General features: G+C 70.9%; 18 protein-coding genes and 3 pseudogenes. 9 read left to right on the top strand and 12 right to left on the bottom strand.

Features of this window, described 5'->3' with window-relative positions; translation table 11 throughout:
• Positions 1–190 precede the first annotated feature (190 nt).
• The 4 genes and pseudogenes from DI272_RS05735 to DI272_RS45130 form a co-directional block, all read left to right on the top strand.
• A complete protein-coding gene (locus tag DI272_RS05735; protein ID WP_109494054.1) occupies positions 191–2,170 on the top strand; it encodes a translation factor GTPase family protein in 1,980 nt (659 codons plus the stop codon).
• Positions 2,171–2,257: 87 nt separating this feature from the next.
• Entirely contained in the window at positions 2,258–4,120 is a 1,863-nt protein-coding gene (locus DI272_RS05730) for a cellulase family glycosylhydrolase (protein WP_109500702.1), read from the top strand.
• Positions 4,121–4,171: 51 nt separating this feature from the next.
• Positions 4,172–4,969 (top strand): MerR family transcriptional regulator, encoded by a 798-nt coding sequence (locus DI272_RS05725; protein WP_109494053.1) that lies wholly within the window; start codon positions 4,172–4,174, stop codon positions 4,967–4,969.
• 15 nt (positions 4,970–4,984) lie between these two features.
• Positions 4,985–5,246, top strand: a pseudogene (locus DI272_RS45130) (glycosyltransferase); the annotation flags it as partial.
• Between the two features lie 3 nt (positions 5,247–5,249).
• Here the strand turns inward: DI272_RS45130 and DI272_RS05720 are convergent.
• On the bottom strand, positions 5,250–6,494 hold the full coding sequence (locus tag DI272_RS05720) for a YncE family protein (protein WP_109494052.1): 1,245 nt from the start codon (positions 6,492–6,494) through the stop codon (positions 5,250–5,252).
• A gap of 192 nt (positions 6,495–6,686) precedes the next feature.
• On the opposite strand from DI272_RS05720, the gene DI272_RS05715 reads away from it, so the two are divergent.
• Both DI272_RS05715 and DI272_RS05710 read left to right on the top strand, forming a co-directional pair.
• Positions 6,687–7,346 (top strand): TetR/AcrR family transcriptional regulator, encoded by a 660-nt coding sequence (locus tag DI272_RS05715; RefSeq protein WP_109494051.1) that lies wholly within the window; start codon positions 6,687–6,689, stop codon positions 7,344–7,346.
• 25 nt (positions 7,347–7,371) lie between these two features.
• Positions 7,372–7,626, top strand: a pseudogene (locus DI272_RS05710) (ricin-type beta-trefoil lectin domain protein); the annotation flags it as partial.
• A gap of 11 nt (positions 7,627–7,637) precedes the next feature.
• Here DI272_RS05710 and DI272_RS05705 read toward each other — a convergent pair.
• Together DI272_RS05705 and DI272_RS05700 are read right to left on the bottom strand one after the other, a co-directional pair.
• Positions 7,638–7,955 (bottom strand): hypothetical protein, encoded by a 318-nt coding sequence (locus DI272_RS05705; protein WP_109494050.1) that lies wholly within the window; start codon positions 7,953–7,955, stop codon positions 7,638–7,640.
• Positions 7,952–8,590: pseudogene (locus tag DI272_RS05700) on the bottom strand (cbb3-type cytochrome c oxidase subunit I); the annotation flags it as partial. The gene DI272_RS05705 and the pseudogene DI272_RS05700, both read right to left, overlap by 4 nt.
• A gap of 48 nt (positions 8,591–8,638) precedes the next feature.
• Between DI272_RS05700 and DI272_RS05695 the strand changes: the two are divergent.
• Both DI272_RS05695 and DI272_RS05690 read left to right on the top strand, forming a co-directional pair.
• Positions 8,639–9,438 (top strand): IS5 family transposase gene (locus tag DI272_RS05695; RefSeq protein ID WP_181387513.1). Its coding sequence is split into 2 segments (ribosomal slippage): positions 8,639–8,987 and positions 8,987–9,438, totalling 801 coding nucleotides; the frame shifts between segments, so codons are not numbered across the junction.
• A gap of 70 nt (positions 9,439–9,508) precedes the next feature.
• Positions 9,509–9,940 carry a DUF4240 domain-containing protein gene (locus DI272_RS05690; RefSeq protein WP_109500701.1) on the top strand — a complete coding sequence of 144 codons (432 nt, stop codon included), beginning with the start codon at positions 9,509–9,511 and terminating at the stop codon, positions 9,938–9,940.
• 36 nt (positions 9,941–9,976) lie between these two features.
• On the opposite strand, the gene DI272_RS05685 is transcribed toward DI272_RS05690, so the two are convergent.
• The 5 genes from DI272_RS05685 to DI272_RS05665 form a co-directional block, all read right to left on the bottom strand.
• On the bottom strand, positions 9,977–10,615 hold the full coding sequence (locus tag DI272_RS05685; protein ID WP_109494048.1) for a response regulator transcription factor: 639 nt from the start codon (positions 10,613–10,615) through the stop codon (positions 9,977–9,979).
• Positions 10,612–11,841 carry a sensor histidine kinase gene (locus DI272_RS05680; RefSeq protein WP_181387096.1) on the bottom strand — a complete coding sequence of 410 codons (1,230 nt, stop codon included), beginning with the start codon at positions 11,839–11,841 and terminating at the stop codon, positions 10,612–10,614. The genes DI272_RS05685 and DI272_RS05680 overlap by 4 nt, the downstream gene beginning before the upstream one ends.
• A 5-nt stretch (positions 11,842–11,846) precedes the next feature.
• Positions 11,847–14,045 (bottom strand): MMPL family transporter, encoded by a 2,199-nt coding sequence (locus DI272_RS05675; RefSeq protein ID WP_109494047.1) that lies wholly within the window; start codon positions 14,043–14,045, stop codon positions 11,847–11,849.
• Between the two features lie 93 nt (positions 14,046–14,138).
• Positions 14,139–15,314, bottom strand: a complete 1,176-nt coding sequence (locus DI272_RS05670; protein WP_109494046.1) for an MFS transporter — start codon at positions 15,312–15,314, stop codon at positions 14,139–14,141.
• A 168-nt stretch (positions 15,315–15,482) separates the two neighbouring features.
• Positions 15,483–16,253: a helix-turn-helix transcriptional regulator gene (locus DI272_RS05665; protein WP_109494045.1), complete on the bottom strand. Its 771-nt coding sequence runs from the start codon at positions 16,251–16,253 to the stop codon at positions 15,483–15,485.
• A gap of 101 nt (positions 16,254–16,354) precedes the next feature.
• Here DI272_RS05665 and DI272_RS05660 point away from each other — a divergent pair, with 101 nt between their 5' ends.
• Positions 16,355–17,194, top strand: coding sequence for a sulfite exporter TauE/SafE family protein (locus tag DI272_RS05660; protein ID WP_219933889.1), 840 nt, complete (start codon positions 16,355–16,357; stop codon positions 17,192–17,194).
• A gap of 48 nt (positions 17,195–17,242) precedes the next feature.
• Here the strand turns inward: DI272_RS05660 and DI272_RS05655 are convergent, their stop codons facing one another.
• From DI272_RS05655 to modA, 4 genes are read right to left on the bottom strand one after another with little or no spacing between them, the layout of a single operon-like run.
• Complete coding sequence (locus tag DI272_RS05655; protein ID WP_109494043.1) at positions 17,243–18,325, bottom strand: ABC transporter ATP-binding protein; 1,083 nt, start codon at positions 18,323–18,325, stop codon at positions 17,243–17,245.
• Complete coding sequence (locus DI272_RS05650; RefSeq protein ID WP_109494042.1) at positions 18,322–18,531, bottom strand: hypothetical protein; 210 nt, start codon at positions 18,529–18,531, stop codon at positions 18,322–18,324. The genes DI272_RS05655 and DI272_RS05650 overlap by 4 nt, the downstream gene beginning before the upstream one ends.
• A complete protein-coding gene (modB, locus tag DI272_RS05645) occupies positions 18,528–19,421 on the bottom strand; it encodes a molybdate ABC transporter permease subunit (protein WP_109494041.1) in 894 nt (297 codons plus the stop codon). The genes DI272_RS05650 and modB overlap by 4 nt, the downstream gene beginning before the upstream one ends.
• Positions 19,418–20,251: a molybdate ABC transporter substrate-binding protein gene (modA, locus tag DI272_RS05640; RefSeq protein WP_109494040.1), complete on the bottom strand. Its 834-nt coding sequence runs from the start codon at positions 20,249–20,251 to the stop codon at positions 19,418–19,420. The genes modB and modA overlap by 4 nt, the downstream gene beginning before the upstream one ends.
• Positions 20,252–20,419: the final 168 nt, after the last annotated feature.

The following is a 20,419-nucleotide window of genomic DNA, read 5'->3' as shown; positions in this document are numbered from 1 at the left end:
AGGACTGGCCGGGGGAGGGGGCGAGGGCCGCGGCGGGGGTTTGTTGAGCGTTAATCCGTTGGCGTCCCGCGCGTGGTTCTGCTGCACTGCGGGAGACCGGTCGGCGATCGATGAAGGAGAGCAGTAGTGCGCCCTGCACGCATGTCCACCCCAGTAGGAATGAACCCCTCCTCGAAGGACATGACGCTTCGTGCACTTGCTCAACCTCGGAATTCTCGCCCATGTCGACGCCGGTAAGACCAGCCTGACCGAGCGGCTGCTGCACTCGGTCGGGGTGATCGACGAGATTGGCAGCGTCGACGCCGGCAGTACGCAGACCGACACCCTCGCGCTGGAACGGCGGCGCGGCATCACCATCAAGTCGGCCGTGGTCTCCTTCCCGGTCGACGACGTCACCGTCAACCTCATCGACACCCCCGGCCACCCGGACTTCATCGCCGAGGTGGAGCGGGTCCTCGGGGTGCTGGACGGCGTCGTCCTGGTCGTCTCCGCCGTCGAGGGCGTCCAGGCGCAGACCCGCGTCCTGATGCGGACGTTGCAGCGGCTGCGCATTCCCACGCTGATCTTCGTCAACAAGATCGACCGGCGCGGGGCGCGCTACGGGAGCGTCCTCGACGCCCTCGCCGAGCGGCTCACACCGGCGCTCGTGCCGATGGGGCGGGCCGTCGGACTCGGCACCCGCGAGGCCGCCTTCGAGCCCGGCCCGGTGGCGGCCGACGTCCTCGCCGAGCAGGACGAGGAGTTGCTCGCCGCGTACGTCGACGGGTCGCTCGCGGCGGACCGGGTGCGTGCCGCCCTGGTCGCGCAGACCCGGCAGGCCCTCGTCCACCCCGTGTACTTCGGCTCGGCCGTCACCGGTGCCGGTGTGCCCGAACTGATCGCCGGCATCGCGGAGTTGCTGCCCGGCGCCGACGGCGACCCCGAAGGGCCGGTCTCCGGGAGCGTGTTCAAGGTCGAGCGGGGGCCGGCGGGGGAGAAGGTCGCCTATGCGCGGATGTTCTCCGGGACCCTGCGCGTCCGTGACCGCGTCCCCTTCGGGGAGGCCCGTGGCGGAGGCGGTCGCCGGGAGGGCCGGGTCACCGCGGTCAGCGTCTTCGACCACGGCACGGACGTCCGCGAGGACGGCGTCCCGGCGGGGCGCATCGCCCGGCTGTGGGGGCTCGGCGACATCAGGATCGGCGACCCGCTCGGCGAACCCCGCAAGGCCCACGGGCACTTCTTCGCGCCGCCCACCCTGGAGACCGTGGTCGTCCCCGGCCCGGGCACCGACCGCAGGGCCCTGCACATCGCCCTCGGCCGGCTCGCCGAGCAGGACCCGCTGATCGGCCTGCGCCACGACGAGGTGCGGCAGGAGCTGTCCGTCTCCCTCTACGGCGAGGTCCAGAAGGAGGTCATCGAGGCCACCCTCGCCGAGGAGTTCGGGCTCGCCGTCGCCTTCCGGGAGACCACGCCGCTGTGCGTCGAACGCCCGGTGGGCACGGGCGCCGCCGCCGAGTTCATCAAGAAGGACGCGAACCCGTTCCTCGCCACCGTCGGGCTGCGCGTCGATCCGGCCCCGCCCGGCACCGGCGTCACCTTCGGCCTGGAGGTGGAGCTGGGCGCGATGCCGTACGCCTTCTTCCGGGCGGTCGAGGACACCGTCCGCGAGACCCTCGCCCAGGGGCTGCACGGCTGGCAGGTCGCCGACTGCGCGGTCACCATGACCCACTCCGGCTACTGGCCCCGGCAGAGCCACGCCCACCAGGGCTTCGACAAGAGCATGTCCAGCACCGGCGCGGACTTCCGCGGCCTGACCCCGCTGGTCCTGGTCGAGGCGCTGCGCCGGGCGGGGACGCGGGTGTACGAGCCGATGCACCGCTTCCGTCTGGAGGCCCCGGCGGACACGCTGGGCGCGCTGCTGCCGATGCTGTCCGCGGCGCGTGCGGTGCCGGAGACCACCGAGACGCGGGGTGCGCTGTGCGTGCTGGAAGGAGTCGTTCCGGCGGCCCGGGTGCACGCCCTCGAACAGCGCCTGCCGGGACTGACCCGCGGGGAGGGCGAGTGGGGGAGCGCCTTCGAGGACTACGCGCCGGTCGCGGGCGGAGAGACCGTCCCCGAGCGTCCGCGCACCGACCACAACCCGCTCGACCGCAAGGAGTACCTGCTGAACGTAACGGGCCGAAGGGGTTAGTGGGGCGGAAGAGCGTGGAAAACCTGAGACTTACTCATGAGTCAGAAGGTATTGACGGTGTCCTGATATCACCGGACTGTAGTGAACATGCCGAATATCCGGGCGCGTCTGCTGGCTGTTCTGGTTGTCCTTAGCGGACTCTGCGGTTTCCTGACGGTGGCGGGCTCCCCGTCCGCCACCGCGGCCACCGTCCCCGACTCCCTCCCCTTCGACGGCACGGCGCTCACGGTGTCCGGCGGCCGCTTCGTGGACGCGGCCGGCCGTGAGGTCGTGCTGCGCGGCTACAACGTCTCCGGCGAGACCAAGCTCGACGAGAACCACGGCCTGCCCTTCGCCTCGGTCGCCGACGCCCAGAAGTCGGCGAAGGCCCTGCGCACCCTCGGCGGCGGCAACTCCGTCCGCTTCCTGCTCTCCTGGGCCTACGCCGAACCCGTGCAGGGCCAGGTCGACACCGCGTACCTGGCCGCCGCCACCGCGCAGATGCGCGCCTTCCTGGACGCGGGCATCCGCGTCTACCCCGACTTCCACCAGGACCTGTACTCCCGGTACCTCTTCGACGAGGACAGCTGGTACACGGGCGACGGCGCCCCCAAGTGGGCCGTGGAGCTCGGCGATTACCCGGACGAGTCCTGCGGCATCTGCTTCCTGTGGGGCCAGAACATCACCCAGAACGGCGCGGTGAAGGCCGCCCAGTACGACTTCTGGCACAACGCCCACGGCCTCCAGGACGCTTTCCTCGCCACGGCCCAGAAGGTCATGACGTATCTCAGGCAGAACCTCACCACCGAGGAGTTCGCGGGCGTCATCGGCTTCGACCCCTACAACGAGCCCTACGCCGGCACCTACGACTCCGGGCAGGCCAGCCGCAGTTGGGAACGCGACCTGCTGTGGCCCTTCTACGTGCGGTTCCGCGCCCGGATGGACGCGGCCGGCTGGCAGGACAAGCCCGCCCTCGTCGAGCCGAATCTCTTCTGGAACGGCAACGTCAGCAAGGAGGAGGGCGGCCTCCTCGACGCGGGCACCCTCGGCTCCCGGTACGTCTTCAACACCCACTTCTACGACCAGAAGGCCATCTCCGGCATCCTGATGTGGGGCAACGCCTCGGACGGCCAGTACGTGAGCGACTTCGGCGCCGTCCGGGACCGCGCCTCGGCGCTCGGCACCACCGCGATCGTCAGCGAGTTCGGCCACCCCCTCGACGGCACCACCGCGGGCAAGGCGCCGACCGTCCTGAAGGCGATGTACCAGGCCCTCGACTCCCGGGTGAAGGGCGCCAACTGGTGGACCTCGCCGTCCGGTTCGGGCCCGGTGCTGTCCGGCTCCCAGTGGCAGTGGGACATCTACAACGGCCGCCACAGCGAGCTGATGAACGGCAACCCCGACAAGGTGCGGACCGGCGGGGACGCCTGGAACGACGAGGACCTCTCCGCCGTACGCCTCGACGACAACGGCACGGTGACGCTCCGTCAGGACGCCAGGCTCCTCGACCGCCTCTACCCGAGCGCCACCTCCGGCAGCACGCTCGCCTTCACCTACGAGGACCGCTCCCGCGACGGCTCCACCACCCTGACCTGGAACCCCGTGCCGAGCTCGCTGCCGAACGTGTCCTCACTGGTGGGCTCGGGACAGTACGGACTGCTGGTGTGGCGCTCGGGCAGCGGCACCGCCCCCACCGAACTCCACCTGCCCGCCTCCTTCCCCACCGCCACGACCACGGTCGTCTCCGACCTGGGCACGGCCCACGCCCCGCCCGCCCACACGTCCTCGACCCCCGTCGGCACAGCCCTGGAACCGGGCGGCACGGGCAGCCGGCGGCTGCTGCTCACCGACACGGACTCCGGCACGCTGCACTACGCACTGGTCACCAACGGCGCCACCGCGCCCTCCGCGGCCGTGCTGAACGCCGCGAAGTCCGAACTGTCGGCCTGGCTGGCGCAGAAGTTCGCTTGACCCTCTCCCTGCGTCAGGGTTGAAGCTGGACCCCGACGAAAGGGCAGGTCAATGAGCTACTCCGTGCGGCAGGTCGCGTCCTGGGCCGGAGTGACGGTGCGCACGCTCCATCACTACGACCGGACCGGCCTCCTCACGCCCAGTACCCGCAGCCGGGCCGGCTACCGTCTCTACGAGGAGACGGACCTGGCCCGGCTCCAGCAGATCCTCTTCTACCGCGAACTCGGCTTCCCGCTCGACGAGATCGCCGCGATCCTGGCGGACCCGCAGGCCGACGTCCTGGACCAGCTACGGGCCCGGCAACGGCAGCTGAGCGAGGAGATCGCCCGCCTCCAGTGCCTCTCCGAGGTCGCCGAACGGGCCATCGAGGTCCAGCAGACCGGCGTGACCCTCACCCCGCAGGAACGCTTCGAGGTCTTCGGCGAGATCGGCTTCGACCTCAGCTACGCCACCGAACGGCAGGTGAAGTGGGCCGATTCGGAAGGACAGCGCGAGGCCATGGCGCGGGCCGCCGCCCACACCAAGGAGGACTGGCGGCGGGCGATGAGCGAGGCCGGGGAGTGGCGCGAACGGCTGCTCGCGGCCTTCGAGGCGGGCGAGCCCGGCGACGGCCCGGCGGTCATGGACCTCGCCGAGGAGCACCGGCAGCACATCACCCGCTGGTTCACCACCTGCCCGCCCGCCATGCACCGGCGGATCGCGGACGACTTCGTGGCCGACCCGCGCGCCTTCGCCGTCGTCGTCCCCCCGTCGCAACAACGACCGGGCCTGGCCGCCTACTTGGCCAAGGCCGTGCACGCCAACGCCGCCCGTGGCCCGGCACCGGAGGACGCGGCACGAGGATCGTGATCGCCGCCGCCGGATCGCGCGGTGACGTCGCCCCCTGCGGTACCGGTGACGGCGGACCAGCCGTTCTGGGCGCGGCGGCCGGCGGCCGGCGGCGCTCGGCGCCGCCACGTCCCCGATCCCCTTCGCCTCCCTCACCGCCGGGAGACTCGCCGAGGCGCTCACCCGCGTCCCCCGGGAACAGTCCTGTGCCCGCGCCGCCGCGACCGCCGCCCGGCACCTGGCGGCGGAGGACGGCGCGGGGCAGGCACGGAAGGCGGTGCGGCGGCTCACGGGCTGAGGGTCAGGAGGCCGGGCCGGTCCAGTCCGCGGCCACGTGCCCGAGCCGCACCCGCTGGGGGTGGTCGCCCACCGGCACCGACACCGTCTTCTGCCCGGTGGCGAAGTCGATCGCGGTGACCTGGTCGGCGCCGCTCTCGGAGATGACGCAGCTCTTGCCGTCGCCGCTGACCGTCGCCCAGTACGGCTTGGACGCGGTGACCAGCGGGCCCTCCTGGAGCGTGCTGCGGTTGACGACGGTCGCGTAGTCGTCCATCGTCCCCGCGACACACAGTTTGGAGCCGTCCGGGCTCATCGAAAGACCGTGGTGGCGCGAGTCGTTGACGTACGTGGTGCGGTCGTCGCTGGTCGCGGGGTTCTTCGGCAGCGTCTTCATCCGGGTGATCTTGTCCGTGGCGAGGTCGTACTCGAAGAAGCCGTTGAAGAACGACACCTGGAAGTACAGCTTGGACTCGTCCGGGGAGAACACGGCCGGGCGGACCGCGTCGGAGTAGTCCTTGAGGCCGAGCGCGTCCAGTTTCGGCCGCATGTCGATGGTCCTGACCTGCTGGTACGTCGTCGCGTCGACGACCGTGATGTGCCGGTCGCCCTTCGTCCAGTCCAGCCACGGGGCGTCGGTGTCGGTGTTCACGTCACCGATCGCCATGTTGTAGAGGTACTTGCCGTCCTTGCTGAAGATGTTCTCGTGCGGCTTGTCGCCGGTGGCGAACTTGCCGAGCTGCTTGCCGGTGTCGATGTCCAGGACGTGCACGGTGTTGGCGGTCGAGGCGGACACCGCCACCCGGGTGCCGTCGGGGGAGACCGCCATGTGGTCCGAGCGGTAACCGGACACGGCGAAACGCCAGTTGATCTTCCCGGTGGCCAGGTCGATCGAGACGACGTCGGCGAAGCTGGGCCGCGAGACGACGACCGAGGTGCCGTCCGGCGTGGTGTACATGTCGTCGACGAACTGGTCGTGGCCCTCGCCGACACCGTTGCGGATCGCCATGAAGTAGATCCACTTGATCGGATCGGCGTTGATCTCCGCCATCCGCGCGTCCTTGTCGGGGATGACGTTGATGCGGCCGATCTTCGCGAGATCGCCGCTGGACTTGAGGACGTCGGCGGTGCCGTCCCAGTTGTTGCCGACGAACAGCACCTCGCGCAGGGCGGCGGCGTCGGCGGCGGAGGCGGCGGTCGCGGGGGCGGTGGCGGTCAGGACGACGGCGGCGGCCAGGGCGCACAGATGCCGGGGTCTGAAGGCAGGCATGACGGCTCTCTCCTCTGAGTGGGGTTCATGAGTAGGACATGCCAAGGCAGGGCTCGGAAACGCGGCTCTCGAAAACTGAACACAGGTGCTTTCAGAGTCAACTTACTGAAAAGTAAGGAAGCGGCGCCCTGTCCACAAGACCGCGCGCACGACAAAATTGGCGGGCCGGCGGAACGATCAACGGAGGTGACCGTGGCGGGCAGGCTCAAGGCGCCGACCGGCCGCTACGGCGGCAAGACCGCCGAGGAACGGCAGGCGGAGCGGCGCCGGCGTTTCCTGGACGCAGCGCTCCAGCTGTTCGGCGACACCCCGGGCTACCGCAACACCACGGTGGCCGCGCTCAGCGAGGCCGCGGGGCTGTCCACCCGGCAGTTCTACGAGGAGTTCCGCACCCTGGAGGACGTCCTCGCCGCCCTGCACCTCCAGGTCAACGACTGGGCGGAGCAGGCGGTCCTCGCGGCGGTGGGCGACGCGGCCGACCTCCCGCTGGTCGACCGCGTCGCCGCGATCTTCCGCGCCTACGCCGCCGACGTCACCGGCGACCCGCGCCGGGTGCGCATCACCTTCGTCGAGATCATCGGGGTCAGTCCGCGCCTGGAGGAACAGCGCCTGGCCCGCCGCGCACGCTGGGTCGAGCTGCTGTGCGCCGAGGCGAACGCGGCCGTGGCGCGCGGCGAGGCGGCGCCCCGGGACTACCGCCTCCCCGCCACGGCGTTCATCGGCGCCGTCAACGGCCTGCTGCACGACTGGAGCGCGGGGTGGGTGGAGGCGACACTGGAGGAGGCCGTGGAGGAACTCGTACGGCAACTGCTGGCGATCCTGCGGCCGGTGGGGTGGCGTCCGGGAGCCTGACGCGACCGTCGGCGGGCGGCCCGCCCTGCCGGACGGCGACACCACCTTCGTCGTCGGCACCCAGTCCAGCCGCTGCCCCGACGTCTTCGACAGCACCGTCACCAACGGCACCCAGGCCGAGCTGTGGGACTGCAACGGCGGGCAGAACCAGCAGCGGACGTACACTTCCCGCAAGAGACTCGTGCTGTACGGCAGCAAGTGCCTGGACGCCTGCAACCTCGGCACCGCCAACGGCACCAAGGTCGTCATCTGGGACTGCAACGGCCAGAACAACCAGAAGCGGATGCGCAGTCAGGCCAGACACAGGGTGAGGGCGCCGACGGCCAGCACACCGCCCAGCAGCACGCCCGCCAGCAGCCGTCGGCGCAGCGCGCGGTATCTCGCCTCGTACTCGTCCCGCAGGCTCCCGGCCCGCACCGCGGTGCGCTGCCAGGAGGCGCGGGCGAGTGCGAGGTACTCCGCCTCGAAGCGGCCTTCCAGATCGGCGCGCTGCGTGTCCGTCAGCCAGTGCAGCGGTGCGGTGAAACGCTCGGCGGCCGTACGGCCCTCCTGGCGCGTCGCCGTGAGCAGCAGGTGGCCCTCGATGTCGTTGAGGAAGGTGTCCCTCACGACGCCGTCAGCTCCCGGGCCGGAGACGGTGCGTGGTGCAGGTCGTAGGCGGGGGACTCGCTGCGGATACGGGGCAGGGTGACGAAGTTGTGCCGCGGCGGGGGACAACTGGTCGCCCACTCCAGGGAACGTCCGTAACCCCACGGGTCGTCCGCCTCCACCGGCTTGCCGTACTTGGCCGTCTTCCACACGTTGTAGAAGAACGGCAGGAGCGAGGCGCCCAGCACCAGCGAGAAGATGCTCGACAGGGTGTTGAGCGGGGTCAGGCCCTCCACCGCCAGATAGTCGGGAATCCGCCGCTGCATGCCGTTCACCCCCAGCCAGTGCTGGACCAGGAACGTGCCGTGGAAGCCGATGAACAGCGTCCAGAACGTGACCTTGCCGAGGCGCTCGTCGAGCATCTTGCCGGTGAACTTCGGCCACCAGAAGTGGAAGCCGGAGAACATCGCGAAGACGACCGTGCCGAAGACGACGTAGTGGAAGTGGGCGACGACGAAGTACGAGTCGGAGACCGCGAAGTCGATGGGCGGCGACGCCAGCATCACTCCCGTCAGACCACCGAAGACGAAGGTGATCAGGAAGCCGGTGGCCCAGAGCATCGGGGTCTCGAAACTCAGGGACCCCTTCCACATAGACGCCGTTTCTTTTGGTACCTGCGGGTCGTTGAATGCTTCGTGGGAGACCTGGTTGAGCGGTTAGTTCCAGACGAGTTGTGGGTGCTGTTCCGGCGGGTAGTGCCGCCTTCAGAGGTCAAGCGCCCTCAGGGCGGTGGGCGAGCTCGAGCAGGTGACCGCGAAGCACTGGCCGCGATCATTTTCGTGGCCACCTCGGGCTGCACCTGGCGACAGCTGCCGCCGGTCTTCGGCCCTGCCTGGCCCACCGTCTACCGACGTTTCGCCCAGTGGAGCCGGGATCGTGTGTGGGCCAGGCTCCACCGCGTCCTCCTGGACGAGCTCGGCGCCCGCGGCAAGTTGGACTGGTCGCGGTGCGCGATCGACTCCGTCAGCCTCAGAGCGGCAAAAGGGGGCCACTGACCGGACCGAATCCGACCGACCGAGGCAAGAGCGGATCGAAGATCCACCTGGTCACCGACCGGAATGGGCTGCCCCTGTCCCTCGGAATCTCCGCTGCCAACACCCACGACAGCCTGGGGCTGAAGCCGCTCGTGCGCGGGATCCCTCCCATCCGCTCCCGCCGGGGGCCGCGGCGCCGACGGCCAGCCAAGCTTCATGCCGACAAGGGCTACGACTACGACCACCTGCGGAGATGGCTCCGGGAGAGAGGCATCCGCCACCGGATTGCCCGCAAGGGCATCGACTCGTCCCAGCGGCTTGGGCAGCACCGGTGGGTCGTCGAGCGCACGGTGTCCTGGCTGGCCGGATGCCGCCGCCTGCACCGGCGCTACGAACGCAAGGCCGATCACTTCCTCGCCTTCGTCGGCATCGCAGCAGCCCTCATCTGCCATCGCCGTCTCGTCAGGTAGAGCGCGCCCCGGTGGAACGGTGGACAGGCGCCGCCCCGCCGCTGTCACAGCCATCCGTCATGCTCTGCCCATGAACGAGAACGCCTTCTGGCAGCTCATCGACGACTGCACACCGTCCACGTCCGACCCGGACGCCGAACAACTGGCCGCGACATTGACAAGCCGTCTCTCCGCTGGACCGCTGGCGACTGTCATCGCGTTCGCCGAACAGCTGTCATGGGCGCTCTACCGGCTGGATCGCAAGGAGTACGGACACGACCTGTCGAGCGACAGCTTCCTCTACACCCGCGCAGCCATCGTGGCCGCCGGCCGTGAAACCTACGAAGCAACGCTTCGCGATCCGCAGCTCTTTGCTCCGTACGCCCGAGACCTCATCTGGGCAGAGAGCCTGCTCTACGTACCAGACGAGGCATACAGACGCATCACTGGTGACGAGTGGGACCGCAACACCCGCTACTCCTACGAGTCCTACTCGAACACTGCGGGATGGGCCGACGCATAGCCCCGGTAGCCCCAATCACACCAAAAGAAACGGCGTCTAAGGACGTCGTAGCAGCCCCCGTTCCATGGCCACCACCACCGCCCTCGTCCGGTCGTTCACGTCGAGCTTGGCGAACAGGCGCAGCAGGTGCGTCTTCACGGTCGCCTCGCCGATGACGAGGCGTCTGCCGATCTCGGCATTGGTGAGGCCGTCGGCCACCGCGCTCAGGACCTCGGTCTCGCGGTCGGTCAGCGGCTCGTGGGCGGGACGCCGCATCCGGGCGACCAGCTTCTCGGCCACCCGGGGAGCCAGCACCGTCTCGCCGCGCGCCGCGGCGTGGACGGCGTCCACGAGCTGCTCGCGCGTGGTGTCCTTGAGCAGATAGCCGATGGCACCGGCCTCCACGCCGCGTTCGATGTCCGCGTCGGTGTCGTACGTCGTCAGGATCAGCACCCGGGTGCGCGGGTACCGGCCGACGATCTCGGTCGTCGTCGCCACCCCGTCCAGGATCGGCATCCGCAGATCCACCAGGGCCACATCGGGGTCGTGGCGCTCCACCAGCGCCAGTGCCGCGCGTCCGTCGCCCGCCTCGCCGACGATCTCGATGCTGTCCTCGCCGGCGAGCAGGGCGATCACTCCGGCCCGCATCACGGTGTGGTCGTCCACCACGACGATGCGCAGACGTCCCGCGCTCATGCCTCGACCCCGAAGGCGTCGAGGGCCTCGTCGGTCTCGTCCGCCGGCAGAGGGATCGTCGCCAGGACGCGTGTACCGTCGCCCACCGAACTCGTCACCGTGAGCCTCCCGCCCAGTTCCGCCAGTCGTCTGCGCATGCCGTCGAGGCCGAAGCCCGTCGACTCCTCCACCACGAACCCGGTCCCGTCGTCGGTGACTTCCAGCTCCACCCCGTACGGCCGCCGCGCCAGCACCACCCCGACCGTGGTCGCCCGCGCGTGCCGGCGCACGTTGGCCAGCGACTCCTGGGTGCAGCGCAGCAGCGCGATCCGGGTCTGCTGGTCGCAGTCGAGGTCGGCGAGGTCGCTGTCCACGGCGAGTCCGGTGTCCTCCGCGAAACGGTCCAGCGTGCGGCGCAAGGTCTGCGCCACCGAGCCGGACGCCACCCGGCCCGGCCCCGTCCGTCCCGCCGAGGCCACCAACTCGCGTGCCTCGGCGAGGTTTTCCCGGGCGGTGGACTCGATCGAGCGCAACTGCTGAGTGCTGCGCACCGGATCGTCCGACAGGCCCGCCCGCGCCGCCTCCGCCAGCACGATGATCGACGCGAAGCCCTGGGCGAGGGTGTCATGGATGTCACGTGCGATGCGCTCCCGCTCGTCCGCCGCCCCCTGACGCTGGTGCGCTGCGGAGAGTTCGGCCTGGGTTCGCTCCAACTCCTCGATCAGCCGCGCCCGTTCGCTGCTCTGCGCCACGACCGAGTGCGCCCACAGCCCGATCAGCACACCCACCGCGACCACGATGAGGACGGACACCATCGTCTCGCCGACGTACTGGGCCGACCAGCCCTCCCGGACCAGCGCCCCGGTGAGCGTGGTCGCGGCGGCCACCCCCAGGAACCCCATCGAGATCCTCGGGGTGCGCCCGAACATCCAGTAGTGCGGCAGCGTCACCATGAACAGCGCCGCGTAACTGCCGCCCAGATACGCCAGTCCGCCCAGCGCGAGCACGAGCACCGACAGATAGACCCGTGGGCGTACGACGGGATTCTCCGGGAAGCGGTCGAGCACCGCGTAGCACAGCACCACGCACCCCAGCAGCGCCAGCGCCCGGTACGTGCTCCCACCGGGCGGGGCGGCCAGCACCAGTCCGACGGCCATCGCGCCGAACAGCGCCCAGCACACCGTGTTCCAGCGGCGCAGTGATCGGGCCCAGAAGGCGTCGGCCAGGGGGTCGGCGAGAGCAGTCATACCGATCAACGTACGTCGACCACCGCTCGCCCGTCGGGGAATCGCGCCGGTACCGCCGGGGTCCGCCGCGCCGCCCGCGAGGGCCACCAACTCGCCTCACCGAGCAGCAGCATCGCGGCCGGCAGCACCATGATCCGCACGACGAACGCGTCCAGCAGCACAGCCACCGCGAGCACGAACCCGATCTGCTTCATCTCGATGATGTGCAGGAAGACGAAACTCACGAACACGGTCGTCATCACCACCGCCGCACTGGTCACCACGCTCGCCGACCGGCGGATCCCGTCCAGCACGGCCTGCCGCGTCGACACGCCCGCGAGCACGGCCTCCCGGATGCGGCTCACCACGAACACCTGGTAGTCCATCGAGAGCCCGAAGAGGATCACGAAGAGGAACAGCGGTACGCGTGACCCGATCGAGCCCGTGGAGTGGAAGTCCAACACCCCCTCGGCCCACGTCCCTTGGAAGACCAGGACGAGCAGCCCGAGAGAGGCCGCGGCGGACAGCAGATTCAGGACGACACCGATCACGCCCAGCACCACCGAGCGGAACGCGTACACGGTCATGGCGAAGGTCACCAGCAGCAACGCGCCGAGAACCAGGGGGAGTTTGCTGTTCTGGTGCGCGGGATAGTCGGTGTACCGGGCGACGTCCCCGCTCACCCCGAACTCCGCCCCGGCGATCCGGCCGACGGTCGCGGGCAGATAGGTGTCCCGCAGCTGGTCGAGGGAGTCGTACGCCTGCCGGGAGTTGCCCAGGTGGGGCACCTTCAGTTCCAAGGTGCTGATCCGGTGGTCGGCGGATGTCCGGACGCGCGAGGAGCCGGCGAACAGGGGATCGGCGTCGGCGCGGCGGGCCAGCTCGCGCAGTGCCCCGGCCACCTCGGCGGAGCGGGCGGCGGCGGCCCGTACGACGACCTGGTGGGTGACCCGTTGTGCGGGGAACGCCTCGTTGAGGCGGTCGTAGACCCGCATGGCGGGGATGTCACGGGAGTGGGTGTCCCGGCTCATCTCCGTGATCTTCAGGCCGGCCAGCGGGGTGACGAGCGCGAGCAGGGCGAGGACGGAGACGCACAGGGTGGCCAGCGGGTGCCGACTGGCCGGCCGCAGCAGTGCGTTCCACGTCCGGCTGCCGCCCTCGCCCCGCGTGCGGCGCACCGGCTCTCCGCGCTCGGCACGGCGTCGCGCCCGGCGTTCCTGGCGCTTCCCGAGGAGGACCAGCAGGGCGGGCAGCGCCGTCAGGGAACTGGCCACCGCGACCAGGACGACCACGATGGTGCCGGTGGCGAGCGAGGAGAAGATGACGTCGGAGGCGAGGTAGAGCGTCGCGGTGGAGGCCACCACCGCGAGTCCGGAGATCACGACGGCCCGGCCCGAGGTGGCGGCGGCCAGCTCCACCAGCGCCTCGGAACTCAGCCGTCCGCCCGCGCGGGCGCGCTCCTCGCGCTCCCGCTTGAGGTGGAAGAGCGTGTAGTCGACGCCGACCGCGAGCCCGATCATCAGGATGACGTTCGTGCCGACCCCGGCATCGGGAGAGAGATGGGAGACCACCATCGACAGCCCGACGGCCGCCGCGATGGACGACAGGGCGAGCAGCAACGGCACCCCCGCCATGGTCACCGACCCGAAGACGACGAGGAGGGTGAGCAGGGTGACGGGGAGCGTGATCTTCTCCGAGAGCGCCAGATCGTCGCTGCGCTGCTGGTCGACGCCCTTGCTGATCGAGGGCGACCCGGTCTCCTGCAGCAGCAGCCCCGGATAGGTTCTTGCCACGGCCTCGGTCTGGGCCACCAGCGCGTCGACCTTGTCCTTGGCGTCCCGTTCCTCGCCCTTCAGGGCCACCTCGACCAGGAGGATCCGCCGGTCCTTCGACAGCAACGGCTCGGCCACTCCCGCCACTTCGGGCAGTGCACGCATCCGGGCGGTCAGGTCCCGCGCGGCGGCCCCGGCAGTGCCTCGGTCGAGTGCCCCTGACCGGGAGGAGATCAGTACCTGCTCGGTCGACCGGCGCTCCAAGTGCCCCTCGGCGGCCATCGCCTCCGCCCGCCCGGCCTCACCGACCCGGTAGTCGGCCGTGGTCGCGCTGTGGGTGCCGACGGCACTGCCGAGCCCCAGGCACAGCACCACGAACACGAACCAGCCGACAACCGCCCGCCAGGGGTGCCGGGCACTCCAGCGCGCCATGCGCACAGTGAATGATTTCATGCCCAAAAGCCTTGCTGACCAGGGCGGTTGGCAGACAGAGGTGCTCGGTTGAACTTCGCGTCCACCGATCGGTGGACGCGACCGGCCGCGTGGTCAGCGCTGGGTCGCCCGGTGCGTGAGGAGCGCGACGGCGGCCGCCGTGGCGGCCAGCACCGCCACACTGGTGAGGGCGACGGACAGGGAGAACCAGTCGGCCATGAAACCGATGGCGGGCGGTCCGAGGAGCATGCCTCCGTAACCGAGGGTGGAGGCGACGGCGACGCCGTCGGGCCCGGCGAGGGTGCCCGCGCGCTCGATGGCGACCGGGAAGAGGTTGGCCAGCCCCAGCCCCGTGACGACGAAGCCGAGGAGCACGATCCACAGGACGGGGGCGAGGGCGCCGAGCAGCATGCCGAGCGCGGCGGTCGTCCCGCCGGCCACCAGGGTGCGGGTCTGCCCGAGCCGTTCGAGCAGCCTTGTGCCGGTCAGGCGGCCCAGGGTCATGGCGAGCGCGAAGCACGAGTAACCGGCGGCGGCCATACCGGGCGTGGTGTCCAGGTCCTGTTCCAGGTGCAGCGCGCTCCAGTCGGCCAGGGCGCCTTCGCCGTAGGCGGTGCACAGGGCGATGACACCGAAGGTGATCACGAGAGCGCGGGTACGGGGTGCGGGGCGGCGCGGCGGCCGGGACTCCGCGCGTGGGGCGCTGTCCGGTGGAGTGGGGGCGGGGATGCGCAGCAGCGTGCGCCCCGCCGGCAGTGTGACGAGCAGCCCGAAGACGGTGAGGCCGACCAGGTGCTGGGTGGCGGAGAGCACTCCGGCGAGCAGCGCCCCCAGCCCGGCGCCGATCATGCCGCCGAGGCTGAAGGCGGCGTGGAAGCTGGGCATGATCGGGCGTCGCAGGGTGCGCACCAGGTCGACCGCGGCGCTGTTGAAGGCGACGTTGATCCCGCCGTAGGCGCTGCCGAAGACCAGCAGCACGGCGCCGAGCGCGACGGGCGAGTGGGTGAGCGGGGGCAGGGCGACGCTGAGGCAGAGCAGGACGGCGCAGGCGACGGTGACCTGGTGGTTTCCGTAACGGCGGCAGAGGCGGCCGGTGAGGATCATCGTGATGACGGCGCCTGCGGAGACGCCCAGGAGGGCGAGACCGAGGGTGGTGGCGGAGGCGTTGGTCTGCTCTTTGATCGCGGGGATGCGGACCACCCAGCCGGCGAAGAGGAAGCCGTCGAGGGCGAAGAAGATCGTCAGGGCGGCGCGGAGGCGGGTGAGGTCGGTGCGGGTGTGGCCCGGCACGGCGTTGTGCGATCGGGATTTGTTTATTGGCGGCACAAAGTCAGAGTAGGTGTGTGCTCGGCTGTGGGCAAGGGTGTTCAGGTGAGCGGAGCGGGAGCCGCAGAGGGAGTGGGAGGGGAAGGGGAGGGGGAGCGGGGGCGGGACGGGGTGCCCCGGTGTCTCTGGCGATCAAGCCCCCTGACTCCGGTACGCCGTCGGCGGCCGGCCGAGGAGCTTCCTGAACGCGGCCGTGTAGGCGGCGGGGTTGTCGTAGCCCAGCAGGGCCGCGATGCGGGTGACGGGCATGCCCGCGGTGAGGTGCGGGAGGGAGTGCAGGACACAGGCGCGCTGCCGCCACTGGGCGAAGTTCAGGCCGGTGCCGTGCTGGAACCGGCGGGCGAGGGTGCGTTCGCTGATGTTGAGGGCCGCGCACCAGCGCGCGGGCGGATCGTGGATGTCGGGCTTGTGGAGGAACTCCTCGCACAGGCCGCGCAGTCGGGGCTCGACGGGCAGCGGCACGTCGAGCGGGAGCGGCGCGAGGTTCCTGAGCTCGTGGAGCAGCAGGGCGGTGAGCGCCGCGTCACGGCCGTGTTCGGGGTGGTACGGGTCCAACTCGGCCGCCTCCAGGATCAGTTCCCGGAGCAGGGCGGAGACGTCGACGGCCCGGCAGCGGGCCGGGAACCAGGGGACGGCGGCCGGTTCGAGGTAGAGGCTGCGGGTGCTGACGCCCGTCATGGCGACCTGATGCCTGGTCTTTGGCGGGATCAGGACGGCGCGGGCGGTGGGAACGGTCCAGGTGCCGTCCGCCGTCTCGACCCGCATCACACCGGTCGCCGCGTACAGGACCTGGGCCCGGCGGTGTTCGTGCCAGGGCAGCAGGTGGTCCGCGGGATAGTCGGTGCCGATGGCGAGGACGGCACGGTCGAGGTGGTCCACCTCCGCGACGGGGATGTTGCGCATGCCGGGAGATTACGCGGGAAGGCGCCCGGTGTCCGCTGCGCGTAGCAAGCTGGCGATTCATCGATTGCCCGCCATACCTCATGATCCTTAACGTCGTGACCGTGCTGACCTTCTGCCTCACCCTCCTGTTCTTCGGCTGCCTGACCGGTGTGACGACCGTTCTGTTCGGCTTCGGCGGTGGCTTCGTCACGGTTCCCGTCGTCTACGGCGTCCTGACCGCCACGGCGCGTCCGGGGATCCCCGCGGACGCCGTGCACCCGGCGGACGCCATGCATGTCGCGGTGGCGACGTCGGCGGCGGTGATGGTCGTGAACGCCGTCGTGGCGACGCGCGGCCAGTGGCGTCAGGGCCGCCTGCGACGCGCCTACGTCTGGCCGCTGGCGGCGTACGTCGCCATCGGCGCCGCCGCCGGTTCCTTCGCGGCCACCCTGCTCGGCGGTACCGCGCTGCGCCTGCTGTTCGCCGCCTACCTGCTGGTCACGATCGCCGACAGCGTGCTGCGCAAGGGGTTCCTCTCCGTGTCGCCCGAGACGAGCCCGAAGCCGCTCGGCCCGGCCACCACCACTTTCGGCGGCACCGGCATCGGCCTGGTGGCCGCCGCCCTGGGGGTGGGCGGCAGCGTCATGACGGTGCCGCTGCTGCGCCGCAGGGGCCTGCCCATGGCCGAGGCGACCGCCATGGCGAACCCGCTCAGCGTCCCCGTCGCCGTGGCCGGCACCCTCGTCTACGTCCTCGCCCCCACCGGTACCGGTCCGCTCGGCTACGTCGACCTCACCGCCGGCGCCGCGCTGCTGCTGGGCTCCCTGCCCGCCATCGCGCTGACGCGCCGCGTCGCCGGCCGGGTACCGGACCGGATCCATTCCCGTGCCTACGTCGCTCTGCTCGTCGTCGTCCTGGCCGTGATGCTGTCCTTCGAATCCACCGGGTTCCTGGATCTCTGAGCCCGGTGGCGCCGGCCGCGCGGTGAGCGCCGCGGTCCCGGAGCCGGCTCAGGCAGGGTAGGCGTGGGTCTGGGCCGCCTTCACCGTCGCCCAGACCGTGGCCCCCGTGTGGAGGTCGAGTTCCGCCGCGGCGACCGTGGTGAGGTCCGCGGCCAAAGGGAATCCGCCCCCGAGCGCGACGCGGATCTGGTCGCCGTGGCTCTCCAGTCCGGTCACCTCGCAGCGCCAGAGGTTGCGGGCGCTGGACCCGGTGGGCCGGTCGCGGTGCAGGGTGACCGCGCTGGGCGGGAAGGCGACGAAGACCGGGCCGCTGAGGTCCTCCGAGGTCATGACCGCGGAGCCGTTCTCGATCTGGACCGTGTGCCCCTCGGCCCGCCCCCGGTAGAGGTTCAGGCCGACCAGGTGGGCGATGTAGTCGGTACGCGGACGGCGGGCGATGTCGGCGGGCGTACCGCGCTGGACGACCCGGCCCTCCTCGACGACGACGAGATGGTCCGCCAGGACCATCGCGTCCAGCGGGTCGTGCGTGACGAGAACGGCGACCGCCTCGAAGTCGGCGAGATGGTGCCGGAGCTGGGCGCGCACGTCGAGGCGGGTGCGGGCGTCGAGAGCCGCGAGCGGCTCGTCGAGCAGGAGCAGCCGGGGGTGCGTGGCGAGGGCGCGGGCGAGCGCGACACGCTGCGCCTGACCGCCGGAGAGCCGGCGGGGCTTGGCGGACGCGTGCTCGGCGAGGCCCATGCGCTCCAGCCACACGGCGGCCTGGGCGCGGGCCCGCGCCTTGCCGAGGCCCTGGCAGCGGGGGCCGAAGGCCACGTTGTCGAGCGCGGTGAGGTGGGGGAAGAGCAGGTAGTCCTGGAAGACCACGCCGACCGGGCGGGACTCCGGGGGCGTGCGGTCCAACTCCGCGCCGTCCAGGCGGAGGTGGCCGTCGGAGAGCGGAACGAGGCCGGCGAGCGCCCGGAGGGCGGTGGTCTTCCCGGCACCGTTGGGGCCGAGGAGGGCGACGACGTCGCCGGGGGCCGCCGTCAGCGCCACGTCGAGACGGAAGGCGCCGCGCTCGACGACGAGACGGGCGTCGAGACCGCCCAGGGTGGCGTCGGTGTCGCTGCGGGCGTCTTGGATCTCGGTCATGAGGGCGTCCAGCTGTCGTCCGGGGGCGGTTCGGGAGGCGTCTGGTGGCTGCCCGGCAGCGGGTCGGCAGGCATCCCGTGGTTGTCGGGATGCCGTTCGGCGGGCATCCCGTGGTTGTCGGGAAGCCGTTCGGCGGGCATCCCGTGGTTGTCGGGAAGCCGTTCGGCAGGCATCCCGTGGTCGTCCGGCAGCCGTGAGGTCATCATCTCGCGGTCATCCAGCGGTCGCGCAGGCCCGCGAGGACCGCGATCGACACGGCGAGCAGCACCAGGCTGAGGGCGATGGCCGCCTCCGGGTCGTTCTGGAGGGCCAGGTAGACGGCGAGCGGCATGGTCTGGGTGCGGCCGGGAAAGTTGCCGGCGAACGTGATCGTCGCGCCGAACTCGCCGAGCGCCCGCGCCCAGGCCAGGACGGCGCCGGCGGCGATGCCGGGGGCGATCAGGGGGAGGGTGACCCGGCGGAACGCGGTGAAGCGGGAGGCGCCGAGGGTCGTGGCCGCCTCCTCGTAGCGCGGGTCGGCCGCCCTCAGGGTGCCCTCCACGCTGATCACCAGGAACGGCATCGCGACGAACGCCTCCGCGATGACGACCCCGGTGGTGGTGAACGGCAGGGTGAGCCCGAACCAGGAGTCCAGCCACTTCCCCACCACGCCGTTGCGGCCCAGAGCCATCAGCAGCGCCACACCGCCGACAACCGGCGGCAGGACGAGCGGCAGGGTGACCAGGGCCCGCACGAGCCCGCGTCCCGGGAACTCCACCCGGGCCAGCAGCCAGGCCAGCGGCACCCCGATCACCAGGCTCACCGCGGTCGCCGCCGTCGCGCAGACCAGGGACAACCGCAGCGCCTGCCACACCTCGGTGCTGGTCAGCAGGTGGGGCATGCTGCGCCAGGGGGCCCGGATCAGCAGGGCGACGAGCGGCAGGACGAGGAACGCCAGACCGATCAGCGCGGGCACGAGCAGGGGCAGGGGGGCGCCGCCCCCAGAACGGCTCGTACCCCCGGTCCGGCCCGCCCGGACAGGGCGGCGCCGCGGACCACCGCTGCGTGCGTCCACGGACCTGCCGCCGTCGCCCTTGCCCGAGGAGGTGGACGTCACGGCTTCAGGAACCCGGCCGCGGTCAACACCTTCTGGCCCTCGGCGGACCGCACCAGCGCGATGAACGCCTTGGCGGTGCCGGTGTTCTCCGACTCCTTCAGCAGGGTGATCGGGTAGTCGTTGACGGCGTCGGCGGACTCGGGGAACTCCACGCCCTCCACCTTGTCACCCGCGGCCTTCACATCGGTCTTGTAGACGACCGCGGCGTCGGCTTCCTTGAGCACCACCTTGTTGAGGGCGGACTTGACGTCCTGCTCGTAGGAGACCGGGGTGAGCTTCAGCTCGCTCGCGGTCAGGGCCGTCTCCGCGGCGGCGCCGCACGGTACCGACTTGTCGCACAGGACGACTTTGAGGTCCGGGTTCGTCAGGTCCTTGAGGGAGGCGACCTTGTCGGGGTTGCCCGGCAGGGTGGCGATCTCCAGCTGGTTGCGCACGAACGTGGCCGGCTCGGTGGCGTTGTCGCCCGCGTCCGTCACGATCTTCATCGTCTTGGGGCTGGCGGAGGCGAACACGTCCGCAGGGGCGCCACCGGTGATGCTCGCGGCGAGGGCGTCGGAGCCCCCGAAGCTGAAGGTGACCTTCGTGCCGGGGTGGGCCTGCTCGAACTCCTTGCCCAGCGTCTCGAAGCTCTCCTTCAGTGAGGCCGCCGCGAACACGGTCACCTCGCCGGACAGCTTGCCGGAGGTGGAGGCGGCGTCCGACGCGGAGGAGCCCGACTGCGCGGAGGAGTCGTCGCCGGAGGACGAGCAGGCGGTCAGGGCCAGCAGGGCGGCGGCGCCGACGCCGGTCACCTGCACCATCCGGCGGGTCCGATGCACGGAACGGGTCATCACGGGTCCAACTCCCTCTGGTCCTCACGGGCACGCTCGCATCAGCCCTGAGGGGCCGATCGCGGCCTCTCGACCTCGGCCGCGCCGACAATGATGCCGCAGATGCGAGGTGAAAGTCTTCCGTGTCATCGCATGAGCGGAACCTTGGCGCTCAGAGCATGGCATGTG

The organism is Streptomyces sp. Act143 (assembly GCF_003143935.1).
In the GTDB taxonomy this organism is placed as follows: Bacteria; Actinomycetota; Actinomycetes; order Streptomycetales; family Streptomycetaceae; genus Streptomyces.
The sequence above is the reverse complement of the archived record's forward strand: the minus strand, read 5'-3'. Positions and strand labels throughout refer to the sequence as shown.

Coding starts and splice junctions, on each gene's coding strand:
- DI272_RS05720 (WP_109494052.1), bottom strand. CDS start 6,494: ATGCCTGCCTTCAGACCCCGGCATCTGTGCGCCCTGGCCGCCGCCGTC.
- DI272_RS05690 (WP_109500701.1), top strand. CDS start 9,509: ATGAACGAGAACGCCTTCTGGCAGCTCATCGACGACTGCACACCGTCC.
- DI272_RS05685 (WP_109494048.1), bottom strand. CDS start 10,615: ATGAGCGCGGGACGTCTGCGCATCGTCGTGGTGGACGACCACACCGTG.
- modA (WP_109494040.1), bottom strand. CDS start 20,251: ATGACCCGTTCCGTGCATCGGACCCGCCGGATGGTGCAGGTGACCGGC.
- DI272_RS05675 (WP_109494047.1), bottom strand. CDS start 14,045: ATGAAATCATTCACTGTGCGCATGGCGCGCTGGAGTGCCCGGCACCCC.
- DI272_RS05655 (WP_109494043.1), bottom strand. CDS start 18,325: ATGACCGAGATCCAAGACGCCCGCAGCGACACCGACGCCACCCTGGGC.
- DI272_RS05665 (WP_109494045.1), bottom strand. CDS start 16,253: ATGCGCAACATCCCCGTCGCGGAGGTGGACCACCTCGACCGTGCCGTC.
- DI272_RS05725 (WP_109494053.1), top strand. CDS start 4,172: ATGAGCTACTCCGTGCGGCAGGTCGCGTCCTGGGCCGGAGTGACGGTG.
- DI272_RS05650 (WP_109494042.1), bottom strand. CDS start 18,531: ATGATGACCTCACGGCTGCCGGACGACCACGGGATGCCTGCCGAACGG.
- DI272_RS05730 (WP_109500702.1), top strand. CDS start 2,258: ATGCCGAATATCCGGGCGCGTCTGCTGGCTGTTCTGGTTGTCCTTAGC.
- DI272_RS05680 (WP_181387096.1), bottom strand. CDS start 11,841: ATGACTGCTCTCGCCGACCCCCTGGCCGACGCCTTCTGGGCCCGATCA.